The following is a 20,732-nucleotide window of genomic DNA, read 5'->3' on the forward strand; positions in this document are numbered from 1 at the left end:
GCCATGTCCGCGCGCCTGCTCTATGTAATGGACCCGATGTGTTCCTGGTGCTGGGGCTTTGCCCCGGTGGCCGAGGCCTTGGTGGAGCAGGCCCAGACCGCCGGCGTGGAGCTGCACCTGGTGGTGGGCGGCTTGCGCACCGGCAGCGGCGCGGCGCTGGAGCCTACGACCCGGCGCTACATCCTGGAGCACTGGCAGGCGGTTACCGAGGCCACCGGCCAGCCGTTCAAGCTTGAAGGCGCATTGCCCGACGGCTTCGTCTATGACACCGAGCCTGCGTGCCGCGCCATCGTCACTGCCCGCAGCCTGGCGCCGGATTGCGCGTGGAAGCTGCTGGGGCTGATCCAGCGTGCGTTTTATGTCGAGGGCCGCGATGTGACCCTCGCCAGTGTGCTGGTGGAGTTGGCGGAAAAGGCGGGCATCCCGCGCATCGAGTTTGCCGGTGAGTTTGACCGCACCGAGCAACACGCGGCGACGGCCGCCGATTTCACCTGGGTGCAGGACCTGGGCATCGCCGGTTTCCCGACGCTGTTGGCCGAGCGCAATGGCCAGTTGGCCTTGCTGACCAATGGTTACCAGCCGCTGTCCGAGCTGTCGCCGTTGCTGGCTCGATGGCTGGAGCGAGCAACCTGTGCATGACCAGCCTGACCTCGAGCCGAGCAAACGCACTGATCGCCTGACCTGGGCGGAAATCCGTCGCCTGGCCCTGCGTCACAAGAAGTCGTTGTGGCTCGCCAATGGCGTCGCCGTGCTGGCGACCCTGTGCAGTGTGCCCATTCCGTTGCTGTTGCCGCTGCTGGTCGATGAAGTACTGCTGGGCCACGGCGACGCCGCGCTCAAGGTGATGAACCACGTCTTACCGGCGGGCTGGCAGAAAGCCGCCGGTTATATCGGCCTGATGCTGCTGGTGACCCTGCTGCTGCGCTGCGGTGCGCTGGTATTCAACGTCGTGCAGGCGCGGCTGTTCGCGCGGCTGGCCAAAGACATCGTGTACCGCATCCGCGTGCGCCTGATCGAACGGCTCAAGCGCATTTCCCTCGGCGAATATGAAAGCCTGGGCAGCGGCACGGTCACCACGCATCTGGTCACCGACCTCGATACTCTGGACAAATTTGTCGGTGAAACCCTCAGCCGTTTCCTGGTGGCCATGCTCACTCTGGTGGGCACCTCGGCCATTCTGGTGTGGATGCATTGGCAACTGGCGTTGTTGATCCTGCTGTTCAACCCGCTGGTGATCTACGCCACGGTGCAGTTGGGCAAACGCGTCAAACACCTGAAGAAGCTGGAAAACGACAGCACCTCACGCTTTACCCAAGCGCTGACCGAAACCCTGGACGCCATCCAGGAAGTGCGCGCCGGCAACCGCCAGGGCTTTTTCCTCGGGCGCCTCGGCCAGCGTGCCCTGGAGGTGCGCGATTATGCGATCCATTCCCAATGGAAAAGCGACGCCTCCAGCCGCGCCAGCGGGTTGTTGTTCCAGTTTGGTATCGACATCTTCCGTGCCGCGGCGATGCTCACCGTGTTGTTTTCCGACCTGTCCATTGGCCAGATGCTCGCCGTGTTCAGTTACCTGTGGTTCATGATCGGCCCGGTGGAGCAGCTGTTGAACCTGCAATACGCCTACTACGCGGCGGGTGGGGCGCTGACGCGGATCAACGAGCTGCTGGCGCGCGCCGATGAGCCGCAATATGCCGGTGGCGAAGATCCGTTTACCGGGCATGAAACGGTCGGTATTGATGTGCGGGGCCTCAATTTCGGCTACGGCGAAGATTTAGTCCTCGACCAGCTTAACCTGAGTATTGCGCCCGGAGAGAAGGTCGCCATCGTCGGTGCCAGTGGTGGCGGCAAGAGTACTTTGGTACAACTGCTGCTGGGCTTGTATACCCCGCAGGCGGGCAGTATCCGTTTTGGCGGTGCCACCCAGCAGGAGATCGGCCTGGCAACCATTCGTGAAAACGTTGCGGTGGTGCTGCAGCATCCGGCGTTGTTCAACGATACCGTGCGCGCCAACCTGACCATGGGCCGTACCCGTTCCGACCAGGCCTGCTGGCAGGCATTGGAGATCGCCCAGCTGGATGCTACCGTCAGGGCCTTGCCCTTGGGCTTGGACAGCGTGGTGGGGCGTTCCGGCGTGCGCTTTTCCGGCGGCCAGCGCCAGCGCCTGGCAATAGCGCGGATGGTGCTGGCCGAGCCGAAGGTGGTGATTCTGGATGAGGCGACCTCCGCTTTGGATGCCGCCACCGAGTACAACCTGCATCAGGCGCTGGCGCGGTTTCTCAGCGGGCGTACTACACTGATTATCGCCCATCGCCTCTCGGCGGTGAAACAGGCCGATCGGGTACTGGTGTTCGATGGTGGGCATATCGCCGAAGATGGCGACCATCAGCAATTGATTGCCGATGGCGGGTTGTACGCCAAGCTGTATGGTCACCTGCAACAAGTGCGTTGAGTTAGCTTAGGCTGTGCTGTCGGGGGCGGATTTTCGCGTGCGTATTCAGCTGTGCATGTGCAAGGGACTTCATGAAGCAAAAACGAACTCTCGGAACACCACGGTTGTTGGGCATTGTCTGGCCTTTTATTGCCGTTGTGCTGTTCCAGGCATTGTTGGGTTGCGTCAGTCTCTACGTGCTTTCAGCGGTGCGTGGCTATGTGGCTGGCGAAAGTCTTTGGTCCAAGGGGCAGAAAGATGCCATCTATTACCTGACCCTCTACGCCGATAATCGCGACGAAGCCACTTACCTCAAGTATCAGCACGCTATCGCCGTGCCACAGGGCGGGCACGAGCTGCGCATTGCCCTCGACCGTCCCGTCCCCGACCTCACCGCGGCGCGCCTGGGTATTCTCAAGGGTGGCAACCACCCGGATGACGTTTCCAGCCTGATCTGGCTGTACCTCAACTTTCGCCATTTCAGCTACCTGGAAAAAGCCATCGCACTGTGGACCGTGGGCGATGGCTATCTGGTGCAGCTGGATGAACTGGCCCAGTCGATGCACCGGGCGATCAGCGCCAATCAAGTCAGTGGCGACAACGTGCGCGACTGGAAGGCGCACATCATTGCGATCAATGACGGCGTGACCCCGGCGGCCAAGGCATTCAGCGATGCCTTGGGCGAGGGCTCGCGGATGATTTTGCGGCTGTTGCTGATCACCAACCTGGCCACCGCGTTGGGGCTGATTGTTCTGGCGCTGCTGCGTACCCACAAGCTTCTGGCCCAGCGCCATGCCTTCGCCAATGCCCTGCAAGTCGAGAAGGAGCGGGCGCAGATCACCCTGGAGTCGATCGGCGACGGGGTGATCACCACCGACGTCGATGGCGCCATCACCTACATGAACCCAGCGGCGGAGGCGTTGACCCACTGGAAAAACGCCCAGGCCCAAGGCCTGCCCCTGGCGGCGTTGTTCAACCTGCTGGACGAAAGCGCCGAGCCCGACGGCTTTACCCTGATCGAGCGCATCATCAAGGGCCGGCTTGGTGGCGGCAGCGAACATTCCAAGCTGATCCAGCGCCTGGACGGCAGTACGGTGTCGGTGACGCTGGTGGGGGCGCCGATCCGCAGCGCCGGCAAAGTCAGCGGTGCGGTACTGGTGCTGCACGACATGACCCAGGAGCGCCAGTACATCGCCAACCTGTCGTGGCAAGCGACCCATGATGCCTTGACCGGCCTGGCCAACCGTCGTGAGTTCGAGTACCGCCTGGAGCAGGTGCTGCAACAAGTGGGGCGCCAGCAGGGTGGGCGGCATGCGTTGATGTTCCTCGACCTGGACCAGTTCAAGCTGGTCAACGACACCTGTGGTCATGCGGCCGGTGACGAGCTGCTGCGTCATATTTGTGCGCTGCTGCAGTCGGACCTGCGCGAAGGCGACACGCTGGCTCGGTTGGGCGGCGACGAGTTCGGGATCCTGCTGGAGAACTGTCCGGCGCCGGTGGCGGAAAGAATCGCCGAAAGCCTGCGCCATACCGTGCAGAGCCTGCATTTTGTGTGGAAGGGACGGCCGTTCATGACCACCGTCAGTATCGGCCTGGTGCACATCTCACAAACCCCGACCACCCTCGAAACGTCGTTGCGGGCGGCAGATATGGCGTGCTACATGGCCAAGGAAAAGGGCCGCAACCGGGTGCAGGTCTACCATGCCGATGACTCGGAATTGTCTTTGCGTTTCGGTGAGATGGCCTGGGTGCAGCGCCTGCACATGGCGTTGGAGGAAGACCGTTTTTGCCTGTACTCCCAGGAAATCTCGCCGCTGGGCCATACCGACGCCGGCAGTGGGCATATCGAAATCCTGTTGCGACTGCACGATGAAGGGGGGCGCATCATCTTGCCCGACAGCTTTATCCCGGCCGCCGAACGTTACGGCCTGATGACATCGCTGGACCGCTGGGTGGTCGAGAACGTATTCAAGATCATCGCCAAGTGCATGCATGAGCGTCCGGGCCGGCCCATGGCTATGTGTGCGATCAATCTGTCAGGTATTACCATTGGTGATGACGATTTCCTGGGGTTTCTACATGAGAAATTCGCGGCTTATAACATCCCGCCTGAAATGATATGTTTTGAAATAACCGAGACGAGTGCTATTGCCAATCTCGGCAGTGCAATCCGTTTTATTAATGAACTCAAAGCCTTAGGTTGCCATTTTTCCCTCGATGACTTTTGCGCCGGAATGTCCTCATTCGCTTATCTCAAACATTTACCTGTAGACTTCCTGAAGATCGATGGAAGTTTCGTAAAGGATATGCTGGACGACCCGATTAACCGCGCCATGGTCGAAGTGATCAATCACATCGGCCATGTCATGGGTAAGCGCACAATTGCCGAGTTTGTTGAAACCACGCACATCGAACAGGCGTTACTTGAGATCGGTGTGGATTACGCTCAGGGCTACCTGATTGAACGCCCGCAATTGTTTACCTTTGATAGCTTGCAGTGTCGACCTGTGCGTCCGCAGCCTCTGTTATTCAAGGCGCCCGGCACATTCCGCTGAAACATTTGCTGGTCTGTACTATCACACTAAAAAAGGAGCCCTACAGTGATCGACACATTCAACAGAACCGGCCCGCTTATGGAAGCCTCGAGTTACCCCGCCTGGGCGCAACAATTGATCCAGGACTGTAGCGAGAGCAAGCGCCGAGTTGTCGAGCACGAACTGTACCAGCGCATGCGCGACAACACGCTCAGCGCCAAGACCATGCGCCACTACCTGATTGGTGGCTGGCCGGTGGTGGAACAGTTTGCCTTGTACATGGCACAGAACCTCACCAAGACCAAGTTTGCCCGCCATCCTGGGGAGGATATGGCGCGACGTTGGCTGATGCGCAATATTCGCGTGGAACTGAACCACGCTGACTATTGGGTGAATTGGGCGCGTGCCCATGGCGTGAGCCTGGAGGAGTTGCAGGCGCAGAATGTACCGCCGGAATTGCATGCCCTGAGCCACTGGTGCTGGCATACCAGTTCGTCCGATGCGCTGATCGTTGCAATTGCCGCAACCAATTATGCCATCGAGGGGGCGACTGGGGAGTGGTCCGCCGTGGTGTGTTCGACCGGTGTGTATGCCGCCGCCTTCCCTGAGGAAGACCGCAAGCGCGCGATGAAGTGGCTGAAGATGCACGCCCAGTACGACGACGCCCACCCCTGGGAGGCCCTGGAAATCATCTGTACCCTGGCCGGGATGAACCCGAGCAAGGCCTTGCAGGTCGAGCTGCGCCAGGCCGTCTGCAAGAGCTACGACTACATGTACCTGTTTCTGGAAAGCTGCATGCGGTTGGAAAAAGACAACGACAAGATGCTCGCGGCCGTTCGCGAGCGCCCGGCACGCGTCGCCAGCGAGGCGTGATGCAAGCGTGATGGCGGGGGGGCTTACCCCGCCATCGCCAAGCGGTTGCGGCCTTCGCGCTTGGCCACGTACAAAGCGTTATCGGCCCGGCGCAGCAGGCTTTCAGCCGACTCGGCGGCCAACAAGGTTGAGCAGCCGAGGCTCACCGTCAATTCGATCCGCGTCCCCTCCACCCAGTAATCCTGTGCCTGTGCTGCCTGGCGCAAACGCTCGCCGACCATGGCGGCGGCCTCTCGGCCGGTATTCGACAGTAGGATCAGAAACTCTTCCCCGCCAAACCGAAACACCATGTCCACGTTGCGCAACTGGTTTTTGATCGTTGTGGCGATTTCGCGCAGCACGCTGTCGCCAGCCGCATGACCGTGAGTGTCGTTGATTCGCTTGAAGTGGTCGATGTCCAGCATCAGCAAGGACAACGGGCTCAGGTGCCGCTTGGCCATGTCGATCTCCCGTTGCAGAGTCTGGTCCATGGCGATTCGGTTGCCGGTTTCAGTCAATGGATCACGCAGGGCGCTGCGCGTGGCTGCACGGTAGAGCAGGGCGTTGCGCATCGGATAGAGCAGGGTCGCCAGCAGGGTTTCGAGCTGGTGCAGTTCGTCTTCCATGAAGCGCTGGTTGCGGCGAAAGATCAGCTCACCCAAGTGCTCGCCTTCGTGGCTCAGGCTGTAGCTCACTGAATGATGGCCGCGATGGCCGAACTCCAGGCGCAGGTCGCTGGTTGCGTGACGGTACTGCAGGGCATCCACCGGGACCAGGCGCTGGATTTCGCGAAAGAACAGGCCGAGGATACGCTCCGGCTCCAGGCTGACCTGCAATTGCTGGTTCAGTTGCTGGCGCAGTTGGGTAAGGGTAATGGGGCGCTGCGGCCGCAGGGAGGGCTGACCAAACCCCAGACGTTGCAATTTGGCACTGTCGAAGTCAATTGCGTTGGTCTGGGTGGGTGTTTTCATAGTTGGACGGCCTCTAAGCACTGAACTGTCTTACAGGCTGGATGAGAATGGCAGAAGCCAAGCGTCTTACTGTTCCGTCAGTTGCGTAAAACAATAGGAACAGTTTAAACCGCTTTAGTCCGGGTTATAACCCCGGGGCACTGCCGCACGTCTTGTCATCGCTTAACCTGCTTGGCAGGGATTAGAGCGAGATTCGTGCCAAATCCTTTTGGCTGTATAAAACGTCTTACAAATCAATTAATTGCTTTTATAACTCAGTGGGATTGTCGCCTGCTTGCGTCAGTTATTTGGCTGACGGCGGGCTTAGACCAAGGTCGTGCGGTCGATCTGCTCAATCGAGGTGACCCCGGTCAGGGTCATGGCCACGCGCATCTCCTTGGCGAAGATATCCAGCAGGTTTTCCACCCCGTGCTGGCCGTCGGCAGCCAGTGCGTAGGCGGTGGCGCGGCCCAGCAGACACGCTTTGGCACCCAAGGCGAGCATACGCACCACGTCCAGCCCCGAACGGATGCCGGAGTCCACCAGCACGGTGAGGTCATCGCCGACCTTGTCGGCAATCGGTGGCAGAGCCTTGGCGGTGGACAGCACGCCGTCCAGCTGGCGCCCGCCATGGTTTGAGACCACGATGCCATCGGCCCCGAAGCTCACGGCGTCCTTGGCATCCTGCGGATCGAGGATGCCTTTGATGATCATCGGGCCTTTCCAGAACTCACGGATCCACTCCAGGTCTTTCCAGCTGATGGAGGGATCGAAGTTGTTGGCCAGCCAGCCGATGTAGTCTTCCAGGTGGGTGGGTTTGCCCAGGTACCTGGAGATATTGCCCAGGTCGTGTGGACGGCCGAGCAACCCTACATCGAACGCCCATTGCGGCTTGGTGACGGCTTGCAGCATGCGCCGCGACGCCGCGAATGGCCCGGACATGCCCGAGTGTGCATCGCGGTAGCGTGCGCCTGGCGTGGGCATATCCACGGTGAACACCAGTGTCGTCACCCCGGCCGCCTGGGCCCGTTCCAGCGCGTTGCGCATGAAGCCACGGTCCTTGAGGACATACAGCTGGAACCAGATTGATTGCGCGCTTTGAGACGCCACTTCTTCAATCGAACACACCGACACCGTCGACAGGCAGAAGGGGATGCCTTTATTGGCGGCTGCCTTGGCCGCCTGCACTTCGCCGCGCCGCGCATACATGCCGGTGAGGCCCACCGGGCTGAGGATCACCGGCATGTCCAGGGGCTGGCCGAACAGGGTGGTCTTGAGGCTCAGGCTATCCACATTGCGCAGGACACGCTGGCGCAGGCTGATCTCGGCCAGGTCCGAACTGTTGGCGCGCATCGTGTGTTCGGCGTAGGCACCGCCGTCGATGTAGTCGAACAGGAAGCGCGGCAGCTTGCGCTTGGCGGCTGCGCGATAGTCGGAGGCGGACGAGATGATCATTGAAGAGGGGCTCCACAGGGCAAGGTAATTCAGGATAGGCAATAATCTGGCATGATAAAAACAACTTTTATCAATGGTAGCCAGTCGCAAAAGGAATACCGATGAACCTACGAGCATTGCGTGCCTTTGTCGAAGTGGTACGCCAGGGCGGCTTCTCCCAGGCTGCCGAGGTGGTGTCGCTGACTCAGTCCTCCGTGAGCAAGGCCGTCAGGACGCTGGAGGATGAACTGGGCGCGCCGCTTTTTAATCGCCTGGGCCACCGTAACGAACTCACCGCCGCCGGTGAAATTGTCTACCGTCGCGCCCAGGTGCTGCTCGCCGAGAGCAATGACCTGGTGGCCGAGATCAATGACTTGCGCGGCCTCAAGCGTGGCCAACTGCGCATCGGCCTGCCCCCGGTGGGTTGCGGCGTGCTGTTCGCGGCCATGTTCGCCACCTACCGCAGGCGCTACCCCGACATCGAAATCGAACTCACCGAGTACGGCAGCAAGAAACTGCGCGGGTGCCTGGAAGCCGGGGAGATTGACCTCGCGGCGTTGCTGCTGCCCACGGATGAAGGGTTCGACTTCCAACCCGTGCGCAATGAACCCCTGATGGCCGTGTTACCCATGAACCACCCGCTGGCCCGGCGCAAGCGCATCGACTTCACCGACCTTGCGGACTCACCGTTCATTCTGTTCGAAGCAGGCTTTGCCCTGAACGCGAAGATCCTCGCCGCCTGCGAGCGCAAGGGCGTGACTCCCAAGGTCACGGCCCGCAGCGGGCAGATCGACTTTATCGTCGACTTGGTCTCGGCGGGCCTGGGCGTCGCGTTCCTGCCGCGCATGCTGGCGCACATGCATCAACCCACCGGTATCGCCCTGATCCCCTTGGACGAACCCCACACCGACTGGCACATCGCCCTGGCCTGGCGCGCCAGCGCCCACCTGCCGCCGGCGGCGCGTGCCTGGCTGGATTTGGCCAAGGAAATGGCCCATTCGGAGTAGGGCGGCGACCGCTTATCAGGATGAATTCGTCAAAACGCATCCCGATGCTTGACTTCTTCTTTTTAATCAGTAACATACGGCGCATTCCGCGATAGCTCAGTTGGTAGAGCAAATGACTGTTAATCATTGGGTCCCTGGTTCGAGTCCAGGTCGTGGAGCCAGATAGGAAAAGCCTGCAGCGATGCAGGCTTTTTTTTTGCCCTGGATTTCTTCGGGGTGATCAAAGCGCGCAGCGCGACCAGCGTGACTGCGTCTCTAATCCTGCGATTACATGAAAATCGCTGCAGTGGTTTCAACCAAGGCGCGCTGGGTAAAACCAGGGTTGGCGTCAATTGATCTGATTCTGATTGATACCCAAGGAGCCTGCGCTGTTTTTCATAAAGTCGTGTTTATGAAGAATTATTTAGGTTGCGCTTGCAGATCGTGCCTACGCGACATTTTTTCCGGGGCGAACATTGTTGAGTGGATGGATTTAAATTTCGAATAATCAGGATTTTAGAAAAAACATCGGCTCTGAAACAGAATTCAGTGCTGTGGTTTTTATTGGCTTCCTATTATTTTTTCCTAACCGTCTATTCCAAAAAGGTCTTTTGCTGAAAATTTCGGAGCATGCTTTATTGCGCACAAATGTAACAAGTTGTTTCATTTTTGCCGTTTTCGGCACCGATAAGGGGGCTTTCTGTCGGCGAACAGGTGAGTTCCGTTCGTTGCGGCGCAGTGGGTTGAGCCTGGGACAGTGATGATTTTGCGTGCGTCTGTTCGGCGCAATGCGAAACAAGGGATTTGTATAATTATCGAGGCTCGAACCCATGAATCATGTGATCAACTCCATACTGGAAAATGCATCAACTCGCCCGTCACTCGGCCATACCAACCCCGCTTTACTACATGACATTCTATGGCGAGCACTTGAGCACGCACTCAAGGCAAACACGGACGACGCTTCCCAGACCCCGCACACCCGAGCCTGCCTGAGGATCTACGCCGAAATCGATACGCTGTCGTATCTGGACAAGGCTGATTCGAAATTGGCGGCTGCTTTGGGTAAGGCATTCTTCGAGTCCCGCTCCAGCAAAGACGTCGAGGCGTTCTGGAAGTTGTTGCTGATCAAGCAACTGCTGTTCGAATTGTCGGTCAGGAGTGTGGCGACCCAGATTGCTTCGCAAGCCAGCCTGCCCCGTCAGTTACTCACGCTCGACTCGCAGTTGATTGCAGCGCCGTCCGGGGTAAATATCAGCCTGGGGCTGCAGTGCAAAGAGACCGACCAACTCAAGCATTCTGTCGTGCTGGTCTTGCAGAAACTGGCACAACACGTTGAAGACCGTGGCCATCGGCACGGCCGAACAACTGCTGGCCAGCCTGCACCTGGAAGTGATTGAAGGTAAGCGCTTCGTGTACAAGGCCACCACCGGCACCGAGCCGGCGGATCCTTGGAAAATCAAGGAAAGCAGCTTGCTCAACTTGTGGCCTAGCCTCAAGGCAGAGGTCTACCGCAAGGAAAAGAACCTGAGAATCTATCGGTTGTTTCTTATCTACGCCAAAAGCAATCCCGCGTTCATCCAGTCCTCATCGCTGAATGATTTCTACAGCGGGTTCCTCGCGGCCGCGAGTACCGATGCAGGTCTGGTCGATCCCACCAGCGCCCACCATTTCAACTGGTGATTAGCCCCGATACCCAGGGCAGCCTGGGTATCGGCAGGCGCTACCCTCCAAGAGGATCAACTGTATGGCATTTACTATCCTGATACTCGATGCCCCCGGGCCGCCATTGCTGTTTGAGGAAGTCGATCGCTTTCTTGCGCTGGGCCTGAACGTCACTCTCAACCTGCACTATTTCGCGGATAAAGAGCGCATCCGGCAGCACTACACTACGCGTATTGAATATGCCGAGATCGACTGTCACGACGAGCCTGCCTTTATTGCCGCCGTGAGTCGAGCCAGGGGTTACAGCGTGTTCAAGACGCGCCTGAACATCCCCCTCGGTGCCAGCCTGATCCGTGCCGCCAGTTCGCCCGCGTTGGCCACGCCACTGCGCGCCATTGCCCAGGCCGGCGCCGGGGTTAACCATATTGATCGGCTCGAATGCGAGCAGTGCGGCGTTACGATACTCAACACGCCAGGCTCCAACGCGGTCGCTGTTGCCGAGTACGTCCTGGCCCAGGCGCTGTTTCTATCTCGTGATCTGGATTATTACAACGCCGAAACGCACAACGGCCATTGGGCAAAAGGCACCTTGGCACCCACCTGCGAATACGCCGAACTCACGCTTGGGCTGGTGGGCACCGGAAGCATTGCCCGGCAGGTGGCACGTAAGGCGGCGGCGCTGGGCATCAAGGTGATCGCTACCGGGTCCGAGCGTTTTACCGAACCGGTAGCGCGCAGCCTTGAGCTTGAGCGACGAGCGAGCCTTGCGCAGTTACTGGCTGAATCGCACATCGTCTCGATCCACGTGCCGCTCACCGCGCTGACCCGCGGCTTGTTCGGCACCGCCGAGTTCGGGCAGATGCGCCAAGGTTCAATCCTCATCAATACCGCTCGCGGCGGGATCGTCGACGAACACCAGCTGGCAGCCTTCATGCGCCAGTTTCCCAGGCACATCAAGGCGGTCGCCATCGATACCTTTTCCCTGGAAAAAGACCGGTTCGACTCGCCACTGACCGACATTCCCAACGCGCAACTGACGCCGCATATCGCCGGCAATACCACCACGGCAATCAGGGTGGCGTCCCGTCAGATCGTCGACAAGATCCATGCATTCAGTGCCGCCGCCATCGTGCGTTAACCTACCGGACACAAGGAAGGCTACATCATGCAGACCTCTATTTTTACCCGTCTCAACGCCCTGAGTTGCACCGACCTCAGCGATGCGATGGACCGCCTGAAAATCGTTTGCCAGTGCACCGACATCATGCCTCTGGACCGGTCGTTCACCCTCACAGGCAAAGCCTGGACCCTGCGCTACGGCCCTATTGGCCTGGACGGCGGCTCGGTGGGTGACTACATCGACGACCTTGAGGCCGGCCAGGTGGTAGTGATCGACAACCAGGCGCGGCTCGACACCACCGTGTGGGGCGATTTGCTGACCTCTACTGCCGCCCGCAAGCAGCTGGCCGGGACGGTGATTGACGGTATCTGCCGCGATGTCGACCGTGCGTTGGAACTTGACTACCCGATATTTTCCCGGGGTAACTGGATGCGCACCGGCAAGGATCGCGTGCGTGTCGAAGCGATCCAGGCGCCCGTGACGCTGGGCGGCGTGCGAGTACAACCAGATGATTGGTTGCGCGGAGATGGTGACGGCTTGGTAGTGATTCCGGCCGGCTCACTGAGCCAAGTGCTGGAGGTGGCCGAAGAAATCCACCAGGCCGAAGAGCATATTCGTGCGGCTATCGAGGCGGGCGTTCCTTTACACAAAGCTCGCGCCGATTACGGCTACCACGCCTTGCAGACGCCGCGCCGCTGACTGGCCCACGGCAGGAGCCGCAGCGGGTGCGGCTTCAGTTGATGCCGGCTCGAGCAACGACTTGGCTGGATGTGCATAAGGAGATTGATCGTTCCATGATTCGATGAGTTCAAATCTGATAGTGTCCTGAATATCAATATTCGAGGCAGTATCAATAATGGGCAATCATGTGGCTCGCTACGCGTTATTTGCTTTTCCTGTCTTCATGTTGTGCCAGCCAGTACAAGCAGCATCGTGGCAAATTTGCAGTATGGAGTTACGTGTTACTGATGTATTGAAACATCCATACCCCAAGCTGCAGGCGCAGATCCTGAAGGTGAGCCCTACATCGACCACGGCAGAGTGCCCGGAAGAGGGGGCGACCCTCACGTTTATCCCAGAAACTACTGATTACCAAAGCCAGATCCCACGCCGAGAGTGGCCAAAAAAAGGCCAGTCGGTGCGTGTGAACTACCGGTATCTGGATGGGACATGTAAAGGCGATGGCCATAGTCATGCGTGCCGTATTGAGCATTACCCATTAGCGGGTAGCTGAGTTGCAAGCGTTTTCCCGGTTCACTTCAAGTTAGCTGAACGGAGGCGGCGGTAACGGCCCGATCTCACTGGCCCGCTGTGTCAGCAGACCCCGATAGTTACTCCCCACTTCACTTATGCAGGATCGCCTGGTGAATATCCTGCAACGCCATGATGCGCTGGGCGGCGTTGAGTTTGATGGCTTCCTTGGGCATGCCGAATACCACGCAGCTGGCCTCGTCCTGGGCGACCGTCGCGGCGCCGGCGACGAGCATTTCCTTGAGGCCGCGGGCGCCGTCGTCGCCCATGCCGGTCATGATGATGCCGGTGGCGTTCTTGCCGGCGAATTTGGCCACTGAGCGAAACAACACATCCACTGATGGCCGATGGCGGTTGACCAGCGGCCCGTCGATGACCTGAGTGTGATAGTAGGCGCCGCTGCGTGTGACCATCAGGTGCTTGCCGCCGGGTGCGATCAACGCCAGGCCAGGCAGGATACGGTCGTTGTTGCGCGCTTCACGCACTTCGATCTGGCACACGCTGTTCAGGCGCTCGGCGAAGGAGGCGGTGAACTTTTCCGGCATGTGCTGCACGATCACCATGCCCGGGCACACCCTCGGCAGTGCCGTCAGCACGGCCTCCAACGCCTGGGTGCCGCCGGTGGAGGTGCCGATGGCGACAATGCGTTCAGTGGTCTGGGCCATGGCCTGGCCGTTGGCGGCGGGCAGGATCGCATCCGCCGTCAGCTTGCCGGCGACCGCGGGCGCCGGGGTCGGCTTGGCGATGCGCTTGCCGAGGTTACTGACATTGGAGTTGGCCGCCGCACGGATTGCCGCAATCAGTTCCGGGCCCGATTCGATCAGGAAATTTTTCAGGCCGGTGGTGGGTTTGGTGATGATGTCCACGGCGCCGGCCGATAAAGCCTGCAGGGAGGTTTCCGCGCCTTTCTGGGTCAGTGACGAGCAGATCACTACCGGTGTCGGGCGCTCGCTCATGATTTTCCTGAGAAAGGTGATGCCATCCATGCGCGGCATTTCCACGTCCAGCACAATCACATCCGGCCATTCACGGGCGAGCTTGTCCATGGCGAAAATCGGGTCGGAGGCGGCGCCTATGACGTGGATATCCGGCGTGTCATTGAAAATCGCCAGCAGCACTTGGCGGACAACGGCCGAGTCATCGACCAGCAATACGCTGATTTTTTTGTTAGGCATTGTTTTTGAGTAATCCCATTGGTTGATGCCGGACCCAGACGTTGCCGTTCCACAGGTCGAACACGATAGTGCGATAACCGGTACTGCCCATGTCCTGGGCCGCCAGGTGCAAATGATGGTGTTTGGCAAGCGCCAGCGCGGCGCGGATGTTCAGGGCGGCCACATTTTGCGCCGGTAGGTGGCGATGCTGCGTGGGGAACATCTCGCCGCCGCCGAACGCCTTCACCTGATAGTCCTGGGGTCGCGTGCCATGGGCGCGCGCATGCCGAATCAGCAGCTCCAGCGCTTCGTCGCCGTATTTGCCATCCAGGGGCTGACCATGCCGCAAGCGTGCCGGCAGCATGAAATGGCACATGCCGCCGATCCGCCGTTGCGGATGCCAGAAGGTGAACGCCACGCAGGAACCGAGCAAGGTGCGCAGGCGAGTCGGCCGCGTCGCAAAAGTGACTTGGCCGGGCGCCAACACCACTTCGGCTGCACCGAGAGGCTTTTTCATGGCTTGCGGTAAATCGACGGCGCCACCAGCTTCAAGGTGTCGTTCACACCGTTGAGGCTTTCCGAGTGGCTGATGATGAAATGGCCGCCGGGTTTGAGCTGCGGCAACAAGCGTGCGACGACTTGGCTCTTGGTCTGCTGGTCGAAATAAATCATCACGTTGCGCAGGAAGATCACATCGAACTCGCCCAGGCCTGGCAGCGGCTCGTTCAGGTTGACTTGCACGAAGTTGACGCGGTTGCGCAGGCTCTTGTCGATCAGGAACGTGCCTTCCTGGCGGCCGATGCCCTTGAGGCAGTATTTGGTGAGCAGCGGCTGGGGCAGGGTGCCGACGCGCTCCATCGAGTAATGCCCGGTACGCGCCTTGGCCAGCATCTGAGTGCTGATGTCCGAGCCGATCACTTCCCAAGGCGTAGTGCCCAGGGCCTCGGCCAGTGTCATCGCCAGGCTGTAGGGCTCTTCGCCCGAGGAGCTGGCCGCGCTCCACACGCGAAACACTTTGCCCGGCGCGGCCTTGGGCAGGACGTGCTGACGCAGGAAATCAAAGTGCTTGGGCTCGCGAAAAAAGTAGGTTTCGTTAGTGGTCAGCAGGTCCAGCGCGACTTGCAGTTCGCCCTTGCGCTGGTCGTTCATGATCAGTTTGAAATAGTCCCCGTAGCTCTCCAATTCATAATGCTGGAGGCGCTTGAACAGGCGCCCGGCCACCAAGGCTTTTTTGGCCGGCGACAGGTTGATGCCGGCCGCACGGTACAACCAGGATTGGAATTGACCGAATTCACGGTCGTCGAGCGAAGCAGTGTCGGCCATGATCGTATCTCAACGCTGCTCAAGGTCGAGCGCCGGTGTCTGCGCGCTTTCGGCCAGGCTGGACATCTCGTCGATAGAAAGGACTTTGCCCACCTCCAGCACAATCACGAACTTGCCTTCGACCTTGGCCATGCCACCGATGAAGTCGGCACGAATCCGCGCGCCGAAGCTGGGAGGGGGTTCGATCTGGGCCGCCGGAATCTCCTGCACGGCGGATACCGTATCCACCAGCAACCCGATGTCCTGGGGCTGCCCATCTTCGGTACTCGCTTCGATGATGATCACGCAGGAGCGGCGCGTAATCGGCGAGTTCGCCCGGCCGAAACGCGCCGATAGATCAACCACCGGCACCACGGCGCCGCGCAGGTTGATTACACCGCGCACGAACGCGGGCATCATCGGTACCACGGTCAGGCTGCCGTATTCGATGATTTCCTTGATGCCCAGAATGCCGATCGCGAACATCTCGCCACCGAGCATGAAGGTCAGGTATTGCGCATCCTCATCCGCCGCCACTGCGGTCTGACGGTTAGTCATCACTGCACCCATGTCACTCTCCCTGTAAGCCCGCGTCGATGTCTTGCATCAGAAACGGGTAAATTCCGATTCGTCCGGGGCGCTGGCCATCGTGTAGGCAAACGCTTTGCGGGCGGGCTGCGGTGCCGGGCGGGGTGGCTGGCGGCTGGGCTTGTTGCCCGGGCTGTCCACACTGCTGGTTTGAACCGCGGTGCCGGAGGTGGCGTCGAGTACGAAAAAGCTCATCGCCTGTTGCAACTGTTCGGCCTGGCTGCTCATTTCTTCGGCGGTCGCCGCCAGTTCCTCGCTGCTGGAGGCGTTCTGCTGGGTCACCTGGTTGAGCTGGGTCATGGCTGTGTTGATCTGCGCCACGCCGGCCGCCTGCTCTTCGGACGCGGCACTGATTTCCTGTACCAGGTCGGAGGTCTTGTTGATCGAAGGGACCATTTCGTCGAGCAGCTTTCCGGCCTTTTCCGCCATGTCCACGCTGCTTGAGGACAGTTCGCCGATTTCCTGCGCGGCCACCTGGCTGCGCTCCGCCAGTTTGCGGACTTCGGCGGCGACCACCGCGAAACCTTTGCCGTGCTCGCCGGCCCGGGCAGCTTCAATCGCGGCGTTGAGCGCCAGCAGGTTGGTCTGGTAGGCAATGTCATCGATGATGCTGATGCGCTGGGCGATTTTCTTCATCGCCAATACAGTTTGTTGCACCGACTCTCCGCCGTCGGTGGCTTCCTTGGCCGCCTTGCTGGCCATGCCATCGGTGACCTTGGCGTTTTCGGTATTCTGATTGATGCTGGCGCTCATCTGTTCCACCGACGCGCTGGTTTCCTCGACGCTGGCGGCCTGTTCACTGGTGGCCTGGCTCATCGACTGTGCGGTGGCGCTGACTTGCTCCGAGGCGCTCGCCAGGTTGTCGGCAGCGTTGCGTACTTCACCGATGATAGTCGCCAGTTTGCCGACCATGTTGCGCATGGCATTGAGCACCATGCCGGTTTCATCTTTGCCGCCCGGCGCGATAGGGGTGCTGAGGTTGCCTTCAGCCAATTGCTCGGCGGCGGTCGCGGCGAGCCTCAGCGGACGCGAAATAATCCGCGCGATGAACACCGCCAGGCCCAGGCCGATCAACAGGGCGGCGACCAGCACCGCGATGATCGACACGCGTGCGCTGTCGTACAACGCCGAGCCCTTGTCACCGGCTTCGCTCGCGCCGGCTTCATTGAACTCGACCATTTTCTGCAAGCGGCTGGTCACCTCATCGAAATGCGTCCTGGACTCCCCTCTGAGCAGGGTAGTCGCAGCGGCTTCCTGGTTCTGCCGGGACAAGTCGAGTAACTGCTTGCTGGTCGCCAGGTAGGTGGACCAGGCACTTTTCAAACCGGTCAAAAGCTGACGTTCTTCATCGCCCGACAGCAATTGCTCGTAGGTGCCCATGCGGGTATTGAACTGTTGCAGCGTCTCATCGGCTTCGCGATCAGCCTGGGCCTTTTCCTCGGCGATCTCGGTAGTGACGTGGCGGTTTTCCTTCAGGCGATAATTGGCTGCAAAAAAACGCATGCCGGCTGCGGCGCGCATGGATGGCATCCAATCGCTCTTGATCTCCTGGGCTGCCTGGTTGACGGCACCGAGCTGGAGGATTGCAAACCCACCCATGGCCGCCGTGAGCGCCAGGACCACCAGGAATGCGCTGATCAACTTGGTGGAAATCTTAAGATCGTAGAACCATTTCATCGGGGAACCTCCATGGAATTGCGAATGCGTCAGCGCACGCCGACCGTAGGCGACGAGGGCGCCTGAGGTGTGCGGGCTTCCTGTTGTACGATTTGGTTGAGCAACGCCGGTATATCCAGGATCAGGGCCACCGCGCCGCTGCCCAGAATGGTCGAGCCGCTGATGCCGCGCAGCGCACCGAACAGCTTGCCCAAGGGTTTGATGACGGTCTGGAACTCGCCGAGCAGGTCATCCACCACCAGCCCGGCCTTGTGTTCGGCATAGCGCACCACCACCACGTTCTGGCGGCGGGCCGGTGGGCCTTCATGGTTGAAGTGGTCGCGCAGGTGCACCAGCGGCAGCACCTCGCCGCGCAGATCCAGGTAGCCCTGGTCGCGGCTGGATTGGCGCTGGAGTTCGTCCAGCTCGACGCATTCCTGGACCATATCCAACGGAATCACGTAGGTGCAATGGTCGATACCGACCAGGAATCCGTTGATGATCGCCAGGGTCAGCGGCAGGCGAATGCGCACCACGGTGCCTTGGCCGGGGCGGCTGTCGAGGTCGACGGTGCCGCGCAACAGGGTGATATTGCGTTTGACCACATCCATGCCGACACCGCGTCCGGAAAGGTTGGTCACCGCCTCGGCCGTGGAGAAACCGGCTTCGAAAATCAGGTTGTAGATTTCCTGGTCGCTGAGCACCGCACCGCTGGCGACCAGCCCGCGTTCCTGGGCTTTTTCCAGGATACGTTCGCGGTTGAGTCCGGCGCCATCATCGGCGATTTCGATCACGATGCTGCCCGAGTCGTGGTAGGCATTCAGGCTCAGGTGACCCTTGGTCGATTTACCGGCGGCACGTCGGGCCTCGGCGTTCTCGATGCCATGGTCCATCGCATTGCGCAACAAGTGCATCAGCGGGTCGCCGATTTTCTCGACGACGGTCTTGTCCAGCTCGGTTTCCGCGCCGCTGATGATCAGGTCGATATCCTTGCCCAGTTCCTGACTGACATCGCGCACCACGCGGCGGAAACGATTGAAGGTATCGCCGATGGGGATCATGCGCAGGCGCAGCGCGCCATCGAGGATCTCTTCCACCAGCCCGGAGACGGTCGAGGCGGCTTCTTCCAGCGGGTCGTTGTTGCAGGAACGCGCCAACAGGCTGGCACCGGCGCTGGCGATGACCAGCTCGCCGACCAGGTTGATCAGTTCATCGAGCTTGTCGGCATTGACCCGTACATAGTTGCCATCCCGCGGCTTGACTTCGCTGGTCGTCGCGACGCGCTGTTGCGTCGTCGCCACTGGGCTGGCAAGGGTCTGGGTGACCAACTCGGTACCGGCTGCGGTGCTGCTGTCGCCTGGCGCGTCGAGGGCGCTGATGAGCACCTCACAGTCATCGCGTACGAAGTCGAACACTTCATTGAGGGTGGCATGGCTGGCATTCGAACGCAGGTCGATTTCAAAGCCCAGGTAGCAGCTTTCCGGGTCCCAGGCGTCCACGGGCGGAATGCGCTCGGTCAGCGGGGTGACCTGTAGCAACTGGCCCAGCGTGGCGAGGTAGCGCAAGAAGGACAACGGGTCCATGCCATTGCGGAACACCTCTGCGCCGAAGCGCAGGGAAATATGCCAGAGCACCTCGGCGCGGGTCTCGTCATCTTGGCCTGCGCTTTCCACAGCGGTGATTGCCATCTGCAGTGGCTGATAGGCGCTCAGTGCTTCGCGCAACACCTCACCATGTTCCAGCGTCGCAGGCTGCAGCGCGCCACCGTGATGGTCGACCGCCTCGATCAGGTCAAGTATGTGGTCGCCGCACTTGAGCAGCAGTGCGATCAACGCCGCATCCACTTTTACGCTGCCATCGCGCAGGCGGTCGAGCACGTCTTCGACGATATGCGTGAAACCGACAATCGGTGCCAAGCCGAACAACCCGGCGGAGCCTTTGATGGTATGGGCGGCGCGAAACACTGCACCGATCGCATCTTCATCACCGGGTTCGCTCTCCAGTTGCAGCAGGGATTGCTCCATGACCTGCAGCAGCTCGCGTGCCTCGGCGATAAAGGTCTGCTGTGCCTGATCGAGATCAATACTCACCTGGACACTCCTTGTCGCTCATTGAACGGGGCTGCGCGCTAGAAGATCGCGCCGCCACACAGTTGAAAGGTGCTCGTGACCGCCTGGCTCTGCCCGGCAAGGCTCAGGTCCGTGCCATTGCCGGCGGCTTCACGCTTGATGACCGCGAGCAATTGCAGGCCGGCGCCGTCTATTTCGGTGACCTGTGACAAGTCGATTTCCAGGCGTGGCGCCGCGCCGATCCGGGGCAGCAGCGCAGCGGCAAGCTCGGCCACGGTGTAGATCGTCAGTTCGCCGTCAATACCCAGGCGGGCGGTGCCGCCGACTGTTTCGCAGGTGATGGACATAAGGCCTCCGTGCCGTCATCGGTCAGGGCAGGATCAACTTGGACACCGCCGCCAGCATCTGCGCCGGCTGGAACGGCTTGACCACCCAGGCCTTGGCGCCTGCGGCCTGGCCTTCGGCTTTCTTCGATTCCTGCGACTCGGTGGTCAGCATGATGATCGGGGTGAACTTGTAGCTGGCCAGCTTCTTGACTTCCTTTACAAAGGTGATGCCATCCATATTGGGCATGTTCACGTCACTGATGATCAGGTGCACCTTCTGCCCGTTGAGCTTGCCCAGGGCATCCTTGCCATCGCAGGCCTCGATCACATCGTAGCCGGCACTTTTCAAGGCAATGCCGACCACTTGTCGCACGCTGCTCGAGTCATCGACCACCAATACATTCTTCGCCATGCTGT

At 60.1% G+C, this 20,732-nt stretch carries 19 protein-coding genes and 1 tRNA gene; 10 read left to right on the top strand and 10 right to left on the bottom strand.

From position 1 onward, the window contains the following. Positions 1–3 precede the first annotated feature (3 nt). The 4 genes from JBE38_RS02220 (at position 4) to JBE38_RS02235 (ending at position 5,835) form a co-directional block, all read left to right on the top strand. A complete protein-coding gene (locus JBE38_RS02220) occupies positions 4–639 on the top strand; it encodes a DsbA family protein (RefSeq protein ID WP_205343460.1) in 636 nt (211 codons plus the stop codon). Next, on the top strand, positions 632–2,449 hold the full coding sequence (locus tag JBE38_RS02225) for an ATP-binding cassette domain-containing protein (RefSeq protein ID WP_205343461.1): 1,818 nt from the start codon (positions 632–634) through the stop codon (positions 2,447–2,449). Before JBE38_RS02220 ends, JBE38_RS02225 begins: the two co-directional genes overlap by 8 nt. A gap of 71 nt (positions 2,450–2,520) precedes the next feature. Continuing rightward, entirely contained in the window at positions 2,521–4,983 is a 2,463-nt protein-coding gene (locus JBE38_RS02230) for an EAL domain-containing protein (protein WP_060755927.1), read from the top strand. 78 nt (positions 4,984–5,061) lie between these two features. Further along, complete coding sequence (locus tag JBE38_RS02235) at positions 5,062–5,835, top strand: TenA family transcriptional regulator (protein WP_218580644.1); 774 nt, start codon at positions 5,062–5,064, stop codon at positions 5,833–5,835. Positions 5,836–5,858: 23 nt separating this feature from the next. Here the strand turns inward: JBE38_RS02235 and JBE38_RS02240 are convergent, their stop codons facing one another. After that, positions 5,859–6,785, bottom strand: a complete 927-nt coding sequence (locus tag JBE38_RS02240) for a GGDEF domain-containing protein (RefSeq protein WP_205343462.1) — start codon at positions 6,783–6,785, stop codon at positions 5,859–5,861. Positions 6,786–7,088: 303 nt separating this feature from the next. Beyond that, the gene (gene lldD / locus JBE38_RS02245) at positions 7,089–8,219 is read right to left on the bottom strand and encodes an FMN-dependent L-lactate dehydrogenase LldD (protein ID WP_090369670.1); all 1,131 of its coding nucleotides are present in this window, start codon (positions 8,217–8,219) and stop codon (positions 7,089–7,091) included. Positions 8,220–8,320: 101 nt separating this feature from the next. Here lldD and JBE38_RS02250 point away from each other — a divergent pair, with 101 nt between their 5' ends. The 6 genes from JBE38_RS02250 to JBE38_RS02275 all read left to right on the top strand — a co-directional run bounded on the left by JBE38_RS02250 (position 8,321) and on the right by JBE38_RS02275 (position 12,668). Continuing rightward, positions 8,321–9,205 carry a LysR family transcriptional regulator gene (locus tag JBE38_RS02250; protein ID WP_090369672.1) on the top strand — a complete coding sequence of 295 codons (885 nt, stop codon included), beginning with the start codon at positions 8,321–8,323 and terminating at the stop codon, positions 9,203–9,205. Between the two features lie 85 nt (positions 9,206–9,290). Then, positions 9,291–9,366, top strand: a tRNA-Asn gene (locus JBE38_RS02255). A gap of 648 nt (positions 9,367–10,014) precedes the next feature. Beyond that, positions 10,015–10,584, top strand: coding sequence for a hypothetical protein (locus JBE38_RS02260; RefSeq protein ID WP_240202383.1), 570 nt, complete (start codon positions 10,015–10,017; stop codon positions 10,582–10,584). Then, positions 10,520–10,867: a hypothetical protein gene (locus tag JBE38_RS02265; RefSeq protein WP_205343463.1), complete on the top strand. Its 348-nt coding sequence runs from the start codon at positions 10,520–10,522 to the stop codon at positions 10,865–10,867. The genes JBE38_RS02260 and JBE38_RS02265 overlap by 65 nt, the downstream gene beginning before the upstream one ends. A gap of 64 nt (positions 10,868–10,931) precedes the next feature. Then, positions 10,932–11,987, top strand: a complete 1,056-nt coding sequence (locus tag JBE38_RS02270; RefSeq protein WP_205343464.1) for an NAD(P)-dependent oxidoreductase — start codon at positions 10,932–10,934, stop codon at positions 11,985–11,987. Between the two features lie 27 nt (positions 11,988–12,014). Then, complete coding sequence (locus JBE38_RS02275) at positions 12,015–12,668, top strand: RraA family protein (RefSeq protein ID WP_060755848.1); 654 nt, start codon at positions 12,015–12,017, stop codon at positions 12,666–12,668. A 644-nt stretch (positions 12,669–13,312) separates the two neighbouring features. Here JBE38_RS02275 and JBE38_RS02280 read toward each other — a convergent pair. Genes JBE38_RS02280 through JBE38_RS02315 form a run of 8 tightly spaced genes read right to left on the bottom strand, consistent with a single transcriptional unit; the run spans position 13,313 to position 20,727 of the window. Beyond that, entirely contained in the window at positions 13,313–14,395 is a 1,083-nt protein-coding gene (locus JBE38_RS02280) for a protein-glutamate methylesterase/protein-glutamine glutaminase (protein WP_060755844.1), read from the bottom strand. After that, positions 14,388–14,891: a chemoreceptor glutamine deamidase CheD gene (gene cheD, locus JBE38_RS02285; RefSeq protein WP_060755843.1), complete on the bottom strand. Its 504-nt coding sequence runs from the start codon at positions 14,889–14,891 to the stop codon at positions 14,388–14,390. Before cheD ends, JBE38_RS02280 begins: the two co-directional genes overlap by 8 nt. Then, complete coding sequence (locus tag JBE38_RS02290; protein WP_060755842.1) at positions 14,888–15,697, bottom strand: CheR family methyltransferase; 810 nt, start codon at positions 15,695–15,697, stop codon at positions 14,888–14,890. Before JBE38_RS02290 ends, cheD begins: the two co-directional genes overlap by 4 nt. A gap of 9 nt (positions 15,698–15,706) precedes the next feature. Beyond that, positions 15,707–16,246, bottom strand: a complete 540-nt coding sequence (locus tag JBE38_RS02295) for a chemotaxis protein CheW (protein WP_060755841.1) — start codon at positions 16,244–16,246, stop codon at positions 15,707–15,709. Positions 16,247–16,282: 36 nt separating this feature from the next. Beyond that, positions 16,283–17,941 carry a methyl-accepting chemotaxis protein gene (locus tag JBE38_RS02300; protein ID WP_205343465.1) on the bottom strand — a complete coding sequence of 553 codons (1,659 nt, stop codon included), beginning with the start codon at positions 17,939–17,941 and terminating at the stop codon, positions 16,283–16,285. 29 nt (positions 17,942–17,970) lie between these two features. Then, entirely contained in the window at positions 17,971–20,010 is a 2,040-nt protein-coding gene (locus JBE38_RS02305; RefSeq protein ID WP_205343466.1) for a chemotaxis protein CheW, read from the bottom strand. A gap of 38 nt (positions 20,011–20,048) precedes the next feature. Further along, entirely contained in the window at positions 20,049–20,336 is a 288-nt protein-coding gene (locus JBE38_RS02310) for an STAS domain-containing protein (RefSeq protein ID WP_205343467.1), read from the bottom strand. 22 nt (positions 20,337–20,358) lie between these two features. Next, entirely contained in the window at positions 20,359–20,727 is a 369-nt protein-coding gene (locus JBE38_RS02315; RefSeq protein ID WP_003174214.1) for a response regulator, read from the bottom strand. Between the last annotated feature and the right edge of the window lie 5 nt (positions 20,728–20,732).

Source organism: Pseudomonas sp. ICBG1301 (assembly GCF_016918385.1).
GTDB classification, from domain to species: Bacteria; Pseudomonadota; Gammaproteobacteria; order Pseudomonadales; family Pseudomonadaceae; genus Aquipseudomonas; species Aquipseudomonas palleroniana.